Source organism: Micromonospora sp. NPDC048909 (assembly GCF_040649635.1).
In the GTDB taxonomy this organism is placed as follows: domain Bacteria; phylum Actinomycetota; class Actinomycetes; order Mycobacteriales; family Micromonosporaceae; genus Micromonospora.
The window spans coordinates 55,017-71,355 of record NZ_JBEZFU010000013.1 but is presented as its reverse complement, the minus strand read 5'-3'; the positions used below and the strand labels follow the sequence as shown (position 1 = coordinate 71,355).

At 72.6% G+C, this 16,339-nt stretch carries 15 protein-coding genes; 1 reads left to right on the top strand and 14 read right to left on the bottom strand.

The genetic code is table 11. The features are described from left to right. Positions 1–30: 30 nt before the first annotated feature. The 7 genes from AB0C04_RS27535 to pyrR form a co-directional block, all read right to left on the bottom strand. Positions 31–1,305: an adenosylmethionine--8-amino-7-oxononanoate transaminase gene (locus AB0C04_RS27535; protein WP_357059904.1), complete on the bottom strand. Its 1,275-nt coding sequence runs from the start codon at positions 1,303–1,305 to the stop codon at positions 31–33. Positions 1,306–1,522: 217 nt separating this feature from the next. After that, the gene (locus tag AB0C04_RS27530; RefSeq protein WP_357059901.1) at positions 1,523–2,563 is read right to left on the bottom strand and encodes a quinone-dependent dihydroorotate dehydrogenase; all 1,041 of its coding nucleotides are present in this window, start codon (positions 2,561–2,563) and stop codon (positions 1,523–1,525) included. Beyond that, positions 2,560–5,907 carry a carbamoyl-phosphate synthase large subunit gene (gene carB / locus AB0C04_RS27525; protein WP_357059899.1) on the bottom strand — a complete coding sequence of 1,116 codons (3,348 nt, stop codon included), beginning with the start codon at positions 5,905–5,907 and terminating at the stop codon, positions 2,560–2,562. Before carB ends, AB0C04_RS27530 begins: the two co-directional genes overlap by 4 nt. Then, positions 5,900–7,060, bottom strand: coding sequence for a glutamine-hydrolyzing carbamoyl-phosphate synthase small subunit (gene carA / locus AB0C04_RS27520; RefSeq protein ID WP_357059896.1), 1,161 nt, complete (start codon positions 7,058–7,060; stop codon positions 5,900–5,902). Before carA ends, carB begins: the two co-directional genes overlap by 8 nt. Next, positions 7,057–8,334 carry a dihydroorotase gene (locus AB0C04_RS27515; protein ID WP_357059893.1) on the bottom strand — a complete coding sequence of 426 codons (1,278 nt, stop codon included), beginning with the start codon at positions 8,332–8,334 and terminating at the stop codon, positions 7,057–7,059. Before AB0C04_RS27515 ends, carA begins: the two co-directional genes overlap by 4 nt. Beyond that, positions 8,331–9,257, bottom strand: a complete 927-nt coding sequence (locus AB0C04_RS27510; RefSeq protein ID WP_350871005.1) for an aspartate carbamoyltransferase catalytic subunit — start codon at positions 9,255–9,257, stop codon at positions 8,331–8,333. Before AB0C04_RS27510 ends, AB0C04_RS27515 begins: the two co-directional genes overlap by 4 nt. 58 nt (positions 9,258–9,315) lie before the next feature. After that, complete coding sequence (pyrR, locus tag AB0C04_RS27505; protein WP_357059889.1) at positions 9,316–9,900, bottom strand: bifunctional pyr operon transcriptional regulator/uracil phosphoribosyltransferase PyrR; 585 nt, start codon at positions 9,898–9,900, stop codon at positions 9,316–9,318. 287 nt (positions 9,901–10,187) lie between these two features. Here pyrR and AB0C04_RS27500 point away from each other — a divergent pair, with 287 nt between their 5' ends. After that, positions 10,188–10,676, top strand: coding sequence for a helix-turn-helix domain-containing protein (locus tag AB0C04_RS27500; RefSeq protein WP_013285505.1), 489 nt, complete (start codon positions 10,188–10,190; stop codon positions 10,674–10,676). A 73-nt stretch (positions 10,677–10,749) separates the two neighbouring features. Here the strand turns inward: AB0C04_RS27500 and nusB are convergent, their stop codons facing one another. The 7 genes from nusB to AB0C04_RS27465 all read right to left on the bottom strand — a co-directional run bounded on the left by nusB (position 10,750) and on the right by AB0C04_RS27465 (position 16,247). Beyond that, a complete protein-coding gene (gene nusB / locus AB0C04_RS27495; RefSeq protein ID WP_350871156.1) occupies positions 10,750–11,160 on the bottom strand; it encodes a transcription antitermination factor NusB in 411 nt (136 codons plus the stop codon). 23 nt (positions 11,161–11,183) lie between these two features. After that, complete coding sequence (efp, locus tag AB0C04_RS27490) at positions 11,184–11,741, bottom strand: elongation factor P (RefSeq protein WP_120683886.1); 558 nt, start codon at positions 11,739–11,741, stop codon at positions 11,184–11,186. Positions 11,742–12,190: 449 nt separating this feature from the next. After that, positions 12,191–12,628: a type II 3-dehydroquinate dehydratase gene (aroQ, locus tag AB0C04_RS27485; protein ID WP_357059886.1), complete on the bottom strand. Its 438-nt coding sequence runs from the start codon at positions 12,626–12,628 to the stop codon at positions 12,191–12,193. Next, on the bottom strand, positions 12,625–13,704 hold the full coding sequence (gene aroB, locus AB0C04_RS27480; protein ID WP_357059883.1) for a 3-dehydroquinate synthase: 1,080 nt from the start codon (positions 13,702–13,704) through the stop codon (positions 12,625–12,627). The genes aroQ and aroB overlap by 4 nt, the downstream gene beginning before the upstream one ends. Before the next feature lie 39 nt (positions 13,705–13,743). Next, on the bottom strand, positions 13,744–14,277 hold the full coding sequence (locus AB0C04_RS27475) for a shikimate kinase (protein ID WP_357060162.1): 534 nt from the start codon (positions 14,275–14,277) through the stop codon (positions 13,744–13,746). A gap of 2 nt (positions 14,278–14,279) precedes the next feature. After that, positions 14,280–15,458 (bottom strand): chorismate synthase, encoded by a 1,179-nt coding sequence (gene aroC, locus AB0C04_RS27470; protein ID WP_357059881.1) that lies wholly within the window; start codon positions 15,456–15,458, stop codon positions 14,280–14,282. Positions 15,459–15,590: 132 nt separating this feature from the next. Then, complete coding sequence (locus AB0C04_RS27465; protein ID WP_350871018.1) at positions 15,591–16,247, bottom strand: class I SAM-dependent methyltransferase; 657 nt, start codon at positions 16,245–16,247, stop codon at positions 15,591–15,593. Positions 16,248–16,339 lie beyond the last annotated feature (92 nt).

Below are 16,339 nucleotides of genomic sequence, written 5' to 3'. Positions count from 1 at the left end.
CGCGTACGCCCGGGTGGCCGCGCCGACGGCTCAGCCGGCCTTCACCGCCGCCGCCACCCCGGTCGCTATCCGGGCCAGGTCGGCGTCGTCGGTCACGTACGGCGGCATGGTGTAGACCAGATCCCGGAACGGCCGAAGCCAGACCCCCTGGGCCACCGCCGCGGCGCTGGCGGCGGGCAGGTCCACCTCGTGGTCCAGCTGCACCACCCCGATCGCGCCGAGCACCCGCACGTCGAGCACCCCGGGCGCACCGCGTAGCGGCTCCAGGCCGGCCCGCAGCCCCGCGCCCACCCTCGCCACCTCACCCGCCCAGTCACCGGCCCGCAGCAGGCCGATGGAGGCGTTGGCCACCGCGCAGGCGAGGGGGTTGCCCATGAACGTCGGGCCGTGCGCCAGCACGCCGTCGGCCGAGATCCCCCGGGCGATCTCGGCGGTGCAGAGCGCGGCCGCCAGGGTGAGGTAGCCGCCGGTGAGCGCCTTGCCCACGCACATCACGTCCGGGACCACGCCGGCGTGCTCGGCGGCGAACATGGTGCCGGTCCGGCCGAAGCCGGTGGCGATCTCGTCGAAGATGAGCAGCACCCCGTGCGCCCGGGTCGCCTCGCGCAGCACCCGCAGGTACTCCGGGTGGTGGAAACGCATCCCGCCGGCGCCCTGCACCACGGGCTCCACGATCACCGCGGCCAGCTCGTCCGCGTGCCGCTCGACGGCCTCCGCCAGCGCGGCGCAGTAGGCCGGGTCGGGCGGGGCGTCGAAGCCGCTCGGCGGGATCGGCGCGAAAACCTGCCGGGGCAGCACGTCGCCCCAGAGGTGGTGCATGCCGCCCTCCGGGTCGCAGACGCTCATCGGGTGGAAGGTGTCGCCGTGGTAGCCGCCCCGCCAGGTGCCCAGCCGGCGGCGTTCCGGCCGGCCGGTGGCCCGCTGGTACTGCAGGCACATCTTGACCGCGACCTCGACGCTCACCGAGCCGGAGTCGCAGAGGAAGACCCTCTCCAGCCCGTCCGGGGCGAGGTCGACCAGCGTCTCGGCCAGCCGGACCGCCGGCTCGTGGGTCAGCCCACCGAACATGACGTGACTCATCCGGCCGAGCTGGTCGGTGACGGCCGCGTCGAGCACCGGGTGCCGGTAGCCGTGGATCGCCGCCCACCAGGACGACATCCCGTCGACCAGTTCGCGGCCGTCGGCCAGCCGCAGCCGTACGCCCTGCGCGCCCGCCACCACGTAGGGCGGACTGGCCGGTGGCAGCGGGGCGTACGGGTGCCAGACGTGCGCCCGGTCGGCGGCCAGGATCTCCTCGGGTGTCACGCACTCTCCTTCGTACCGTCGGAACTGGCGGTGGCACCGGACGGGGCGACCACCGCGCGCAACCTTTGCTCTGCTTCAGCGGAGGCGACAGCCGATGTCCGGAGAGCGGACGGCGGCCGATGCCGGGACTGAAGCAGAGCAAAGGATGCGAACGTGGATGCGAATGCGAACGCGGACGTACGCGCGGACGGCGGTCCACCCGGGGCCGCCGACCGGCTCACCGGCGCGCGGCCGGAGCCGGCGTCGGGGCGTCGGCGGCCCGGGCGGCCGCGCGGACCAGCGCCGGACCGCGGTAGATGAAGCCGGTGTAGAGCTGCACCAGGCTGGCGCCGGCGTCGAGCATCCGCGCGGCGTCGTCCGGGTCGAGGATGCCGCCGACCCCGATCACCGGCAGCCGCCCGGCGGTCTCCCGGTGCACGAAGGAGACCACCGCCCGGGCCCGCCCGGTGAGCGGCCGGCCGGAGAGCCCGCCGGTCTCCGCGCCTCGGACCTGGTCCGCGGCGGCGAGGCCGTCGCGGGCGAGCGTGGTGTTGGTGGCAATCACCCCGGCCGCGCCCCGGGCCAGGCAGACCTCCAGCAGCTCGGCGATCGCCGGCTCGGTCAGGTCCGGTGCGATCTTCACCAGCACCGGCTTCTCCCCCACCAGCGCCGCCAGCAGCGCGTCCAGGTGCGCCCGGTCCTGCAGGGAACGCAGGCCCGGGGTGTTCGGCGAGGAGACGTTGACCGCGAAGTAGTCGCCGTACCCGCGCAGGGCCTGGTACGAGGCGAGGTAGTCGGCCACCGCGTCGTCCAGCGGGGTCACCTTGGACTTGCCGAGCGAGATGCCCAGCGGCACGCCGATCGGGCGGGGCAGCGCGGCCAGCCGGGCCGCCAGGGCCTCGGCGCCGGCGTTGTTGAAGCCCATCCGGTTGACCACGGCCTCGCTCTCGCGCAGCCGGAACAGCCGGGGCCGGGAATTGCCCGGCTGACCGTGCGCGGTCACCGTGCCGACCTCGACGAAGCCGAAGCCCAACGCCGGCCAGGCGGGCAGCGCGACGCCGTTCTTGTCCATCCCGGCGGCCAGGCCGACCGGGTTGGGGAACTCGACGCCGAACACGGTCCGCGGCGCGCGCACCGCGTACCGGGCCCGCAGCGCCGCGAGCAGCGCCGGCCGCCGGGACACCCCGGCGAGCCGACGCAGCGTCCACTCGTGCGCCGCCTCCGCGTCGCCGCCGCCGATCCGGAACAGCGCCGGCCGCACCGCCCGCTCGAAGATCACTGGCGGGCCCGGAGCGCGGCGTGCAGCTCCTGGAGGGGACGGACCTGCATGTCGCCGCGGATGCGGGCCTCGATGCCCATCACCGCCGCCGCGGCGCCGGGCACCGTGGTGATGCACGGGATGTCCGCGGTGACCGCGGCGCTGCGGATCTCGTAGCCGTCGGAGCGGGCGCTGGCGCCGGAGCCCTGCGGGGTGTTGACCACCAGGGCCACGTCGCCGCCGAGGATCAGCGAGACGGCGTCCTCGCCCTCACCCGCCTGGTAGTGCTTGCGGATCTGCTCGCAGGCGATGCCGTGCCGGCGCAGCACCTCCGCGGTGCCGGTGGTCGCGACGATCTGGAAGCCCAGGTCGGCCAGGCGCTTGATCGGGAAGATCATGGCGCGCTTGTCCCGGTTGGCCACCGAGACGAAGATCTTCCCGTCCGTCGGCAGCGAACCGTACGCGGCCGACTGCGACTTGGCGAAGGCGTGCCCGAAGTTGGTGTCGATCCCCATCACCTCGCCGGTGGACTTCATCTCCGGGCCCAGCAGCGAGTCGATCCCCTTGCCGGAGCGGGTACGGAACCGCTTGAACGGCAGCACCGCCTCCTTCACCGCGATCGGGGCGTCCACCGGCATGGCGCCGCCGTCGCCGTCGCGCGGCAGCAGACCCTCGGCGCGCAGCTCGGCGATGGTGGCACCGAGCGCGATCCGGGCCGCCGCCTTGGCCAGCGGCACCGCGGTCGCCTTCGACACGAACGGCACGGTGCGCGACGCCCGCGGGTTCGCCTCCAGCACGTAGAGCACGTCGTCCTTGAGCGCGTACTGCACGTTCAGCAGGCCGCGCACCCCGACCCCCCGGGCGATCGCCTCGGTGTACCGACGCACCTCGGCCAGGTGCGAGCCGGCCAGGGTGATCGGCGGCAGGGCGCAGGACGAGTCACCGGAGTGGATGCCGGCCTCCTCGATGTGCTCCATCACCCCGCCGAGGTAGACCTCGCCGTCGGCGTCGCAGAGCGCGTCCACGTCGATCTCGATGGCGTCGTCGAGGAACCGGTCCACCAGCACCGGGTGGTCCGGCGAGATGTCCGTGGCCCGGCCGATGTAGTCGCGCAGGGTCGGGTCGTCGTAGACGATCTCCATGCCCCGCCCGCCGAGCACGTACGAGGGACGCACCAGCACCGGGTAGCCGATCTCGTCGGCGATCGCCTTCGCCTCGTCGTACGAGGTGGCCATGCCGTGCGCCGGTGCGCGCAGCCCGGCCCGGGCCAGCACCGCGCCGAACGCGCCCCGCTCCTCGGCGAGGTGGATCGACTCCGGTGAGGTGCCGACGATCGGCACCCCGGCGTCCTTGAGCCGCTGCGCCAGGCCCAGCGGGGTCTGCCCGCCGAGCTGCACGACCACGCCGACCACGCCCGGCCCACCGGCCGCCCGGCCGGAGGAGTCCTCGGCGTGCCAGACCTCCAGCACGTCCTCGAAGGTGAGCGGCTCGAAGTAGAGCCGGTCGGCGGTGTCGTAGTCGGTGGAGACGGTCTCCGGGTTGCAGTTGACCATCACGGTCTCGAAGGCCGCCGCCCGCAGCGCCTGGACCGCGTGCACGCAGGAGTAGTCGAACTCGATGCCCTGCCCGATCCGGTTCGGGCCGGAGCCCAGGATCAGCACCTTCGGCCGGTCCGACCCGACGACCTCGGTCTCCTGGTCGTAGGACGAGTAGTGGTATGGGGTGGTCGCCTCGAACTCGGCCGCGCAGGTGTCCACGGTCTTGTAGACCGGGCGGATGTCCAGCCGGTGCCGCAGGGTCCGCACGCCGTCCTCGGCGGCGAGCTCCGGGCGCAGCGCGGCCAGCTGCCGGTCGGAGAGGCCGGCGCGCTTGGCCCGGCGCAGCAGCTCGGCGTCGAGCACCGGGGCGGCCACGATCTCCTCGCGCAACTCGACCAGACCGGCGATCTGGTCCAGGAACCACGGGTCGATCCCGCCCGAGGCGGCAGCCACCTCGGCGATCGAGGCACCCAGCCGCAGCGCCCGCTCGACCGTGTAGAGCCGGCCGTCGTGCGGGACACCCAGCGCGGCCAGGGTGTTCTCCCTGGTGGCCCCGCGCGGATCCGGCACGCTCCAGAAGCCGCCCGCCTTGGTCTCCATCGAGCGCATCGCCTTGTTCAGCGCCTCGCTGAAGTTGCGACCGAGGCTCATCGCCTCGCCGACCGACTTCATCGTGGTGGTCAGCTCCGGGTCCGCGCCGGGGAACTTCTCGAAGGCGAACCGGGGGATCTTGACGACCACGTAGTCCAGCGTCGGCTCGAAGGCCGCCGGGGTCTTCAGGGTGATGTCGTTGGGGATCTCGTCCAGGGTGTAGCCGATGGCCAGCTTGGCGGCGATCTTCGCGATCGGGAAGCCGGTCGCCTTCGACGCCAGCGCGGAGGAGCGGGACACCCGAGGGTTCATTTCGATCACGACGATCCGGCCGTCGGCCGGGTTCACCGCGAACTGGATGTTGCAGCCGCCGGTGTCCACCCCGACCTCGCGCAGCACCGCGATCCCCAGGTCGCGCAGCCGCTGGTACTCCCGGTCGGTCAGGGTCATGGCGGGGGCGACGGTGACGCTGTCGCCGGTGTGCACGCCCATCGGGTCGATGTTCTCGATCGAGCAGACCACCACCACGTTGTCGCGGCGGTCGCGCATCAGCTCGAGCTCGTACTCCTTCCAGCCGAGCACGCTCTCCTCGATCAGCACCTCGTGCACCGGGCTGGCGGCCAGGCCGTCGCCGGCGATGCGGGCCAGATCCTCCGGGGTGTGCGCCATGCCCGAGCCCAGCCCGCCCATGGTGAACGACGGCCGGATCACCACCGGCAGGCCCAGCTCGGCGACGGTCGCCTCGACCTCTTCCATCGAGTGGCAGACCCGGGAGCGGGGCACCAGGGCGGCCGGGTCGTCGATGCCGAGCCGGACGCCGGCCTTGGCCACGATCTCCTTGAACAGCTGCCGGTCCTCGCCGCGGTTGATCGCGTCGATGTTGGCGCCGATCAGCTCCACGCCGTACTTCTCCAGCACGCCGGCCTCGTGCAGGGCGACCGCGGTGTTCAGCGCGGTCTGCCCGCCCAGGGTGGGCAGGATCGCGTCCGGGCGCTCCTTGGCGATCACCAGCTCGACGAACTCGGGGGTGATCGGCTCGACGTAGGTGGCGTCGGCGAACTCCGGGTCGGTCATGATCGTCGCCGGGTTGGAGTTGACCAGGCTGACCCGGATCCCCTCGCTGCGCAGCACCCGGCAGGCCTGGGTGCCGGAGTAGTCGAACTCGCACGCCTGGCCGATGACGATCGGCCCGGAGCCGATGACCAGGATGTGCTTCAGATCGGTCCGCTTAGGCATTCGTGCGCCCCTCGCTGTGGGTCCGGCCCTCGATGAGCTCGGCGAAGCGGTCGAAGAGGTAGTCCGCGTCGTGCGGGCCGGCCGCCGCCTCCGGGTGGTACTGCACGGTGAACGCGGGCACGTCCCGCGCCCGCAGCCCCTCGACCACGTTGTCGTTGAGGCAGACGTGGGACACCTGGACCCCGCCGAACTCGGTGTCGATCACCTGATCCGGGACCACCACCCCGGCGGCCGCGCCCGGCACCTGCACGGCGAAGCCGTGGTTGTGGCTGGTCACCTCCACCTTGCCGGTGGCCCGGTCGAGCACCGGCTGGTTGATGCCACGGTGCCCGTAACCCAGCTTGTAGGTGCCGAAGCCGAGCGCCCGGCCGAGGATCTGGCTGCCGAAGCAGATGCCGAAGAGCGGGATCTTCCGGCTCAGCACGTCGCGGGCGAGCGCGACCGGCCGGTCGGCGGTCGCCGGGTCGCCCGGGCCGGGCGAGAAGAAGACGGCGTCGGCGCCGGTCGCGAGCAGCTCGTCGATGGTGGAGCCGGCGGGCAGCACGTGCGTGGTGACCCCACGCGCGGCCAGCCGGCGCGGCACGTTGCGCTTGATCCCGAGGTCCAGGGCGGCGACCGTGTACCGGTGCTCACCCTGCGCCTGCACCACGTACGGCTGGGCGGTGGTCACCTCGGCGGAGAGGTCCGCGCCCACCATCTCCGGGGCCTGCCGGACCCGGGCCAGCAGCGCCCGCGGGTCGTCCTCGACGCTGGAGATGCCGACCCGCATGGCGCCCCGCTCACGCAGGTGCCGGGTCAGCGCCCGGGTGTCCACCCCGCTGATGCCGACCACACCCTCGGCAGCGAGCCGGTCCTCCAGCCCGCCGGTGGCCCGCCAGTTCGAGCCGATCCGGGCCGGGTCGCGGACCACGTAGCCGGCCACCCAGATCCGGGCCGACTCGTCGTCCTCCGCGTTCACCCCGGTGTTGCCGATGTGCGGTGCGGTCTGCACCACCACCTGCCGGTGGTAGGAGGGGTCGGTGAGGGTCTCCTGGTAGCCGGTCATGCCGGTGTTGAAGACCGCCTCGCCGAAGGTCTCACCGACGCTGCCGTAGGCCTCGCCGGAGAAGGTCCGCCCGTCCTCCAGCACCAGAATCGCTGGACGCCTCTTCACTTCGTCGCCTTTCCGTCGAGGACCGTCGGCTCGCCGTGCAGGAAGGTCGCCACGACGCGACCCGGCAGCGTCATGCCGGCGTACGGGGTGTTACGGCTGTGGCTGGCCAGCTCCGCGGGCTCGACCACCCGACGGGCGGCCGGGTCGACCAGGGTGAGGTTCGCCGGCACGCCGGGCGCCGGGTCGAGGCCGTGCGCGTCCAGCCCGGCGATCCGGGCCGGGGTACGCGACATCCGCTCGGCGATCAGGTCCCAGCGCGGGCCGAGCACGTCGAGCGCGATCGAGAGCGCCGTCTCCAGTCCGAGCATGCCCGGCCGGGCGTACGCCCACTCACACTCCTTGTCCTCCACCGCGTGCGGCGCGTGGTCGGTGGCGACCACGTCGATCACGCCGTCCACCAGCGCGGCGCGCAGCGCGGCGATGTCCCCGTTGGTGCGCAGCGGCGGGTTCACCTTGTAGACCGGGTCGTACGTCTCGGCCCGGTCGTCGGTGAGCAGCAGGTGGTGCGGGGTCACCTCGGCGGTGACCCGGACCCCGCGGGCCTTGGCCTGTCGCAGCACCTCGACGCTGCCGGCCGTGGAGACGTGGCACACGTGCAGCCGGCTGCCGACGTGCTCGGCGAGCAGCACGTCCCGGGCGATGATCGCCTCCTCGGCCACCGCCGGCCAGCCGGTCAGCCCGAGCCGGGTGGAGACCTCGCCCTCGTGCATCTGCGCGCCCTCGGTCAGCCGGGGCTCCTCGGCGTGCTGGGCGATGATCCCGTCGAACGCCTTGACGTACTCCAGCGCCCGGCGCATCAGCTTCGGGTCGGCCACGCAGTGCCCGTCGTCCGAGAAGATCCGCACCCGGGCCGCGGAGTCGGCCATCGCGCCGAGCTCGGCCAGCCGCTCGCCGGCCAGCCCGACGGTGACCGCGCCGATCGGCTGCACGTCCACCAGGCCGGCCTCCCGGCCGAGCCGCCAGACCTGCTCGACCACCCCGGCGGTGTCGGCGACCGGGGAGGTGTTCGCCATCGCGCAGACCGCGGTGTACCCGCCGAACGCCGCCGCCCGGGAGCCGGACTCGACCGTCTCGGCGTCCTCGCGGCCCGGCTCGCGAAGATGGGTGTGCAGGTCGACCAGGCCGGGCAGGGCGACCAGCCCGGCGGCGTCGACCACGGTGGCGTCGGCGGCGGTCAGACCGGCGCCGACCTCGGCCACGACGCCGTCGCGGATCAGCAGGTCGGTCGGCGCGGCGCCGAGCACGCTGACTCCCTTGACCAGGTACGCGGTCATGCGTTGTTCCCCCCGAGCAGCAGGTAGAGGACGGCCATCCGGACGGAGACCCCGTTGGTGACCTGTTCGACGATGGTGGAGCGGGGCGAGTCGGCCACCTCGGGCGTGATCTCCATGCCCCGGTTCATCGGACCGGGGTGCATGACGATCGCGTGCTCCGGCAGCCGGCGCATCCGCGGCCCGTCCAGGCCGTAGCGGCGGGCGTACTCGCGGGCGGAGGGGAAGTAGGAGTCGTTCATCCGCTCCCGCTGCACCCGCAGCATCATCACCACGTCCGCGTCGGGCAGCGCCGCGTCGAGGTCGTAGCAGACGGCGGTGCCGGGGGCGAGCGCCTGGGCGATGTCAACCGGGATGAGCGTGGGCGGCCCGACCAGGGTGACCTTGGCGCCGAGGGTGGAGAGCAGCAGCACGTTGGAGCGGGCGACCCGGCTGTGCAGCACGTCCCCGACCACCGTGACCGACAGGCCGGCCAGCCGGCCCAGCCGGGACCGCATGGTGTACGCGTCGAGCAGCGCCTGGGTGGGATGCTCGTGGGTGCCGTCGCCCGCGTTGACCACCGACCCGTCGACCCATTCGGCGAGCCGGTGCGGGGCGCCGGAGGCGGGGTGGCGGACCACCACCGCGTCGGCGCCCATCGCCTGCAGGGTCAGCGCGGTGTCCTTGAGGCTCTCGCCCTTGGTGACGCTCGACCCCTTCGCGGAAAAGTTGATCACGTCGGCGCTGAGTCGCTTCGCCGCCGCCTCGAAGGAGATCCGGGTGCGGGTGGAGTCCTCGTAGAAGAGGTTGACCACCGTCCGGCCACGCAGCGCGGGCAGCTTCTTGATCTCCCGGCCGGCGACGGTGGACATCTCGGCGGCGGTGTCCAGGATCCGGGTGGCGGTGGCCGCGTCCAGGTCGGCGCCGGAGAGCAGGTGCCGGATCATGCGTGAGCCTGCCTTTCGTTCGCGACTGCGGGGCTCCGCTCCGCTGCACTCCTCGCGCTCACTGGCTGGCACCTCCGTACAGCTTGACCCCGTCGACGCCGTCGGTCTCGGCGAGCGTCACCTTGACGCTCTCGGAGAGCGCAGTGGGGATGTTCTTGCCGACGTAGTCGGCCCGGATCGGCAGCTCACGGTGACCGCGGTCGACCAGGACGGCGAGCTGCACCGAGGCCGGCCGGCCGACGTCGTTGAGCGCGTCGAGAGCGGCCCGCACGGTGCGGCCGGAGAAGAGCACGTCGTCGACGAGGATGACCCGTTTGCCGTCGATGCCGCCGGGCGGCAGCTGGGTCGGTCCGACCGCGCGGATCGCGTGCCGGCGCAGGTCGTCGCGGTAGAGGGTGATGTCGAGCACACCGACCGGGACGGCCACGTCCTCGAAGGTGCTGATCCGGGCGGCGAGCCGCTTGGCCAGCGGAGCGCCCCGGGTGGGAATGCCGAGCAACACGGTGTCGGCGGCGCCCTGGGTCTTCTCCAGGATCTGGTGGGCGATCCGGTCGACCACGCGCTGCACGTCGGCGCTGGCGAGGATCACCTTCACCGAGGGTTGCCGCGCGGTCGGCGACTGGGCAGCCGGTGGGCAGGCCACGGCGGACCTCCTTCCCCGCCTCACGGGACGGGTCGTTAAAGGATGTCGGGCACCTCCGGGCCGGCCGCGAAGGACGACGCCGGGGCTTCACGCCACGTTACCAGTGGTCACCGGGCCGATCGCGGCGGCCCGCTGACCATCGGATCAGGCCGGCGAAATGGGGATAACTCCCCCCGTGCTCCCCAACGGTAAGGTCACGACCACTTGACCAGGTGTCGCAATCCCCGTACCGTCACGCTCCGTAGCGATCGCTGGGAGAACCCCAAAGCAGCACTGGGAGTGTCCGAATGCCCTCTGAATACGCCAAGTCGCTGGGCGCCCGCCTGCGCTCCATCCGCCAGCAGCAGGGGCTGTCCCTGCAGGGGGTGGAAGAGAAGTCGAACGGGCGGTGGAAGGCCGTGGTGGTCGGCTCGTACGAGCGCGGCGACCGCGCCGTAACGGTGTCCCGCCTGGCCGAGCTGGCCGACTTCTACCGCGTTCCCGTCTCGGAGCTGCTGCCCGACGGCAGCGGGGTGCGTCACGAGCCCACCAGCAAGATCGTCCTGGACCTGGAGCGGCTCTACGACGAGGCCTCCGAGGACCTCGCCTACGTGGCCCGCTACGCCCGGGCCATCCAGCAGCAGCGCGGTGACTACAACGGCCGGGTGCTCTCGATCCGCGCCGACGACCTGCGCGCCCTGGCGATCGTCTACGACGCCTCGCCGTCCGGTCTGATCGAGCGGCTCACCGAGCACGGCGTGCTGGTCGCCGACCCGCGGGCGTTCTTCGCCTCCTGACCTGCGAACACCCGAAGGGCCCGTGCCGTCCGGCACGGGCCCTTCGTGGTGGTACGGGTGCGGCGGGGCCGCTTCAGCGGGTGGCGTACTCGGCGATCCGGCCGAGTACCCCGTTGAGGAAGCGCGGCGAGTCGTCGGTCGACATCTGCCGGGCCAGCTCGACCGCCTCGCTGATCGCCACCGCGTCGTCGATCTCGTCGACGTAGAGCAGCTCGTAGACCGCGATCCGGGCGAGGTTGCGGTCGACCACCGGCATCCGCTCCAGCGTCCAGCCCTCGGTGTAGCTGGCGATCAGCTCGTCGATCCGGTCGAGGTGGGCGGCGACCCCCTCGACCAGGCCCACCGCGTAGCCCAGGTGCTCGGGGTGCGGCCGCTCGATCCGCTGCAGGTAGCCGGCGAGCACCTCCACCGGAGGGTGATCCCGCAGGTCGGCCTCGAAGAGCACATCCAGTGCCCGCTTGCGCGCCTTGCGGCGCGCCGGCATCTGCTGCTTGGGACCCTCAGCCATCAGGAGCGGCCGAGGTAACGGCCGTCGCGGGTGTCGACCTTGATCTTCTCGCCGGTGGTGATGAAGAGGGGTACCTGCACGGTCGCGCCGGTCTCGACGGTCGCCGGCTTGTTGCCGCCGGTCGAGCGGTCGCCCTGCAGACCCGGCTCGGTGTAGGTGACCTCGAGCACGACGCTGGTCGGCAGCTCGATGTAGAGCGGGACGCCCTCGTGGGTGGCGACGGTCGCCTCGGCCTCGGGCAGCAGGTAGTTGGCCGCCTCGCCGACGGTGCCGCCGGGCACGGTGATCTGGTCGAAGGTCTCCAGATCCATGAAGACGTAGTCTTCGCCGTCGGCGTAGAGGTATTGCATGGTGCGCTTGTCGACGGTCGCCGTCTCGACCTTGGTGCCCGCGTTGAAGGTCTTGTCGACCACCTTGCCGGAGAGCACGTTCTTCAACGTGGTGCGCACGAACGCACCACCCTTACCGGGCTTGACGTGCTGGAACTCGACTACGGCCCAGAGCTCCTTGTCGAGGTTGAGTACCAGGCCGTTCTTCAGGTCGTTGGTGGTGGCCATTTCCTGCCTTGATCATCAATTTGGCGGACAGACCTGGCAAGTCTACAAGCCGCCCGGGACGGCCGCCTCCGCCGTCACCGGCCGGCTCCCGGCAGGCGGCCCGCCCAACCCCCATACGCTGCCTGCCCACACCCTTCAGGTCCGCGTGGCCGCACCCGGACGACTGTCCGCCCGCAGCCGGCCCCGCTGCAACCGCCGCACCTGCCGGCCCGACCGGCCCCTCCCACCATCCTTTGCTCTGCTTCAGCGGAGACAACAGTCACCCAGCGTTTCGTCGGCACGGGCCGGCGATGCGAGCGGGATCACGTATGCCCAGTTCAACGCGGTGTTGCCCCCGCTGAAGCAGAGCAAAGGCGGCGAGGAAGGAGGGTCGCTTCACTCCGGGCTGGTCACGGTGAGCGAACATGACGCGGGTCAGCGACAAGGGACCTGCCGTCAGGCGTCAGGCGTCAGGCGTCACGCGACAGGGCGGCCAGGTGGTGCAGGGCGAGGCGATAGCCGTCGACGCCGAGCCCGGCGATCACTCCGGTCGCCACCGCGGAGACCACCGAGTGGTGCCGGAACTCCTCGCGCGCGTGGATGTTGGAGATGTGCACCTCGACCAGTGGCCCGCGCAGCAGCGCGCAGGCGTCCCGCACGGCGTAGGAGTAGTGCGACCAGGCGGCCGGGTTGAGCACCACCGCGGCGCCCTCGTCGGCGGCGGCGTGCAGCCAGCCGAGCAGCTCGTGCTCGGCGTCGGTCTGCCGGACGGTGACGTCCAGGCCCAACTCACGGCCGGTCGACTCGCAGAGCGCCACCAGGTCGGCGTAGCTGGTCGCGCCGTACACCTCGGGCTGGCGGGTGCCCAGCCGGCCCAGGTTCGGCCCGTTCAGCACGTACACCTTCACCCGGCTGTCACCTCCGCATAGGCGGCGCGGAGCAGGTCGTCGTCCGGGCCCTCCAGGATCGCCGGGCGGGCCAGCCCGTCCAGCACCACGAAGCGCAGCCGGTCACCCCGGGCCTTCTTGTCCACCCGCATCGCCCCCAGAAGTTCCGGCCAGGCGTCGGCCCGGTAGCTGGTGGGCAGGCCGAGGGCGGCCACGGCGGTACGGTGCCGGCCGGCGGTCGCCTCGTCGAGCCGACCGGCGAGGCGGGCCAGGGTGCCGGCGTAGACCAGCCCGACGGCGACCGCGTGCCCGTGCCGCCAGCGGTAGCCTTCCACCTTCTCGATCGCGTGCGCCAGGGTGTGACCGTAGTTGAGCACCTCGCGGACGCCGGACTCGCGCAGGTCGCCGGAGACCACGTCGGCTTTGACCCGGATCGCCCGCTCGATCAGCTCCCGGGTCACCGGCCCGGCGGGGTCGGTGGCCGCTGCCGGGTCGGCCTCGACCAGGTCGAGGATCACCGGGTCGGCGATGAAGCCGCACTTGACCACCTCGGCCAGCCCGGCGGCCAGGTCGCTCGGGGGCAGGCTGTCCAGGGTGGCCAGGTCGGCGAGGACCCCGACCGGCGGGTGGAACGCGCCGACCAGGTTCTTGCCGGCGGCGGTGTTGATCCCGGTCTTGCCGCCGACCGCGGCGTCGACCATGCCGAGCAGGGAGGTGGCCACCGGCACCCAGCGCACACCGCGAAGCCAGGACGCGGCGACGAAGCCGGCGAGGTCGGTCACGGCACCGCCGCCCACCCCGACCACCGCGTCGGAGCGGGTGAAGCCGGCCGCGCCGAGCCGGTCCCAGCACGCCGCGGCGACGTCGATCTGCTTGCCGGCCTCGGCGTCGGGCACCTCGATCGGCAGCGGAGCAACGCCGGCGGCGTTGAGCCGCTCGCCGAGCGCGTCGGCCAACTCCTTCAGCGGCGGCGCGTGCAGCAGCGCCACCCGGGTCGCCCCGGGCAGCAGGCCGGGGAGCGTGTCGAGCAGGTCTCGTCCCACCAGCACGTCGTACGGCCGCTCGCCGCCGACCGGGATCCGGGTCACCTCGTCCATCGCCGGCAGCCTAGTCCAGCGGGCCCGGCCCGGGCGACGTCAGCGCGCCAGCAGAGCGGCGATCTCGGCGGCGATCTCGGCCGGGCTCCGCCCGTCGGTGACCACCGTCGCGGTCGCCACCTCGGTGTAGAGCGGCCGACGCTGGTCCATCAGGTGCTTCAGCGTCGCCCGCGGGTTGAGCGTCAACAGCGGCCGCCCGACGCCCAGGCCGACCCGCTTCACCGCGTCGGGCAGCTCGACGGAGAGGTGCACCACGGCGTGCCCGACCAGGGCGGCCCGGGTCTCCTCGGCGAGGACCGCGCCGCCACCGAGGGCGAGCACCCCCGGGCAGGAGGCGAGCGCCGCGGCCACCGCGGCCCGTTCGAGGGCTCGGAAGTGCGCCTCGCCCTCGTCGATGAAGATCTCCGGGATCGGCTTGCCGGCCATCCGCTCGATGTCCAGGTCGGTGTCGCGGAACTCCACGCCGAGTGTGGCGGCGAGCGCCTGGCCGACCGTGGTCTTGCCCGAGCCGGGCGCGCCGACCAGCACACAGACCGGCCTGGTCGCCCCGAGCGCCGGATCGGGACCGGCCACGGTCACCGGATCACCAGCGCGTCCAGGTAGCCGGCCAGGTTGCGCCGGATCTCGGCGACCGAGTCGCCACCGAACTTCTCCATGGTCGCCTCGGCCAGCACCAGGGCGACCATCGCCTCGGCCACCACCGCGGCGGCGGGCACCGCGCAGACGTCCGAGCGCTGGTTGATCGCCGTGGCCGGCTCGCCGGTGGTCACGTCGATGGTGGCCAGGGCGCGGTTCAGCGACGAGATCGGCTTCATCGCGGCCTTGACCCGCAGCGGCTCACCGGTGGTGATGCCGCCCTCCAGCCCGCCGGCCCGGTCGGTGACCCGGCGTACGCCGGTGGCGGTCGGCATGATCTCGTCGTGCGCCTCGGAGCCGCGGGAGCGCGCCTGCTGCCAGCCGTCGCCGATCTCCACGCCCTTGATCGCCTGGATGGACATCAGCGCGGTGGCCAGCCGAGCGTCCAGCTTGCGGTCCCACTGCACGTGGCTGCCCAACCCCGGCGGCACCCCGTACGCCAGCACCTCGACCACGCCACCGAGGGTGTCGGCGGCCTTCTTCGCGGCGTCGACCTCGGCGACCATCCGGGCGCTGGCCTCCGGGTCGAGGCAGCGCAGCGGGTCGGCGTCGATCCGGGCGGCGTCCTCCGGGCGCGGGCGCAGCCCCGGCTTGACCGCGACCGGCCCCAGCTCCACCACGTGCGAGACGATCTCGATGCCGAGGGTCTGCTTCACCAGCGCCTTGGCGACGGTGCCGACCGCGACCCGGGCGGCGGTCTCCCGGGCGCTGGCCCGCTCGAGGATCGGCCGGGCGTCGGTGTGGCCGTACTTCTGCATGCCGGCGAGGTCGGCGTGGCCGGGCCGGGGACGGGTGAGCGGGGCGTTGCGCGCCTGCCCGGCCAGCTCGTCGGCGTCGACCGGGTCGGAAGCCATCACGGTGCGCCACTTCGGCCACTCGGAGTTGCCGACCCGGACCGCGACCGGGCTGCCGATGGTGAGGCCGTGCCGCAGGCCGCCGATCACCTCGACCTCGTCCTGCTCGAACGCCATCCGCGCGCCCCGGCCATAACCCAGCCGCCGGCGGGCCAGCTCGGCGGAGATGTCGCCGGTGGTCACCTCGACCCCGGCGGGCACCCCCTCGATCAGCGCGACGAGGGCGGGTCCGTGCGATTCACCTGCAGTCAGCCAGCGCAACACAGCGGTCAGTCTGTCACGCCGGGTGGTCACCGCCGTGCGGTGCCCGCCCCGTCCCGTCCTGCGGACGACGGCGTCCCACCAGCGCGCCCGGCCCGGCCGGTCGCCGACCGGATCATGATCGGCGAACCGGGGTCACGGCCTGCGGATTGCGATCAACGACTTGGTGAGGCCCAGCAGGCGCTCATTTCGAATGGTGGCGTCGGGAAAGAGGTAGCGCAGCTCGGCCCGACCGACGAGTTCCGTCGTCAGGACCTGTTTCATCGCCAGGTCGTAGGATTTTCCGGGCGTGTAGGCGAGGGGCCACTTGCGTGCCACGACTACTCGCGCCGACACCGGCAGGAATTGCATTCCGGGCGCGACCCAGTGCGGCTCGATCGGGAAGTACCGGTACGGCGTCTGGACCCAGTAGGCCGGTGCCAACTCGCGGACCGCCTCCGCCATCCGCCGGCGCCGCTCGTATCCGCCGACGTGCTCCAGCACGCTGTTGCTGAAGACGAGGTCGTAACGGCGGTTCAGGACACTCTTGGGCAGTTCACACGCATCGGCGTGATCGGCCTCGGCCCACTCGGGCAGCTCCGTGGGGAGCGGCTCCAGGTTGACCACGTGCACGTGTGCCGGACGCACCGGAACCTTGGCCCAGCTCTCCACCCGACCGCCCAGGTCGAGGACATTCATCTCGGCGAGATCCGGAAAAGTGTCCGAGAGCCACGCGGCACGCCGGGCGCGCCGTTTCGCACCCAGGGAAGTCGGCGAATCAACCAGATAGAACCTGAGCGAGTGGAGGGCCATGGAATCAGATTTTTATCGATCGATTCAACCGTGTCATCGGCCGATCGGTCCGTGCCATCGGGGCCCGTGGAACAAACGCGTCGCCGCCGAAT

Excerpts from the sequence above, each read along its gene's own strand:
- carB (WP_357059899.1), bottom strand. The coding sequence starts at position 5,907 with ATGCCTAAGCGGACCGATCTGAAGCACATCCTGGTCATCGGCTCCGGG.
- AB0C04_RS27515 (WP_357059893.1), bottom strand. The coding sequence starts at position 8,334 with ATGACCGCGTACCTGGTCAAGGGAGTCAGCGTGCTCGGCGCCGCGCCG.
- AB0C04_RS27510 (WP_350871005.1), bottom strand. The coding sequence starts at position 9,257 with ATGATCCGGCACCTGCTCTCCGGCGCCGACCTGGACGCGGCCACCGCC.
- AB0C04_RS27500 (WP_013285505.1), top strand. The coding sequence starts at position 10,188 with ATGCCCTCTGAATACGCCAAGTCGCTGGGCGCCCGCCTGCGCTCCATC.
- nusB (WP_350871156.1), bottom strand. The coding sequence starts at position 11,160 with ATGCCGGCGCGCCGCAAGGCGCGCAAGCGGGCACTGGATGTGCTCTTC.
- efp (WP_120683886.1), bottom strand. The coding sequence starts at position 11,741 with ATGGCCACCACCAACGACCTGAAGAACGGCCTGGTACTCAACCTCGAC.
- aroB (WP_357059883.1), bottom strand. The coding sequence starts at position 13,704 with ATGGACGAGGTGACCCGGATCCCGGTCGGCGGCGAGCGGCCGTACGAC.
- AB0C04_RS27465 (WP_350871018.1), bottom strand. The coding sequence starts at position 16,247 with ATGGCCCTCCACTCGCTCAGGTTCTATCTGGTTGATTCGCCGACTTCC.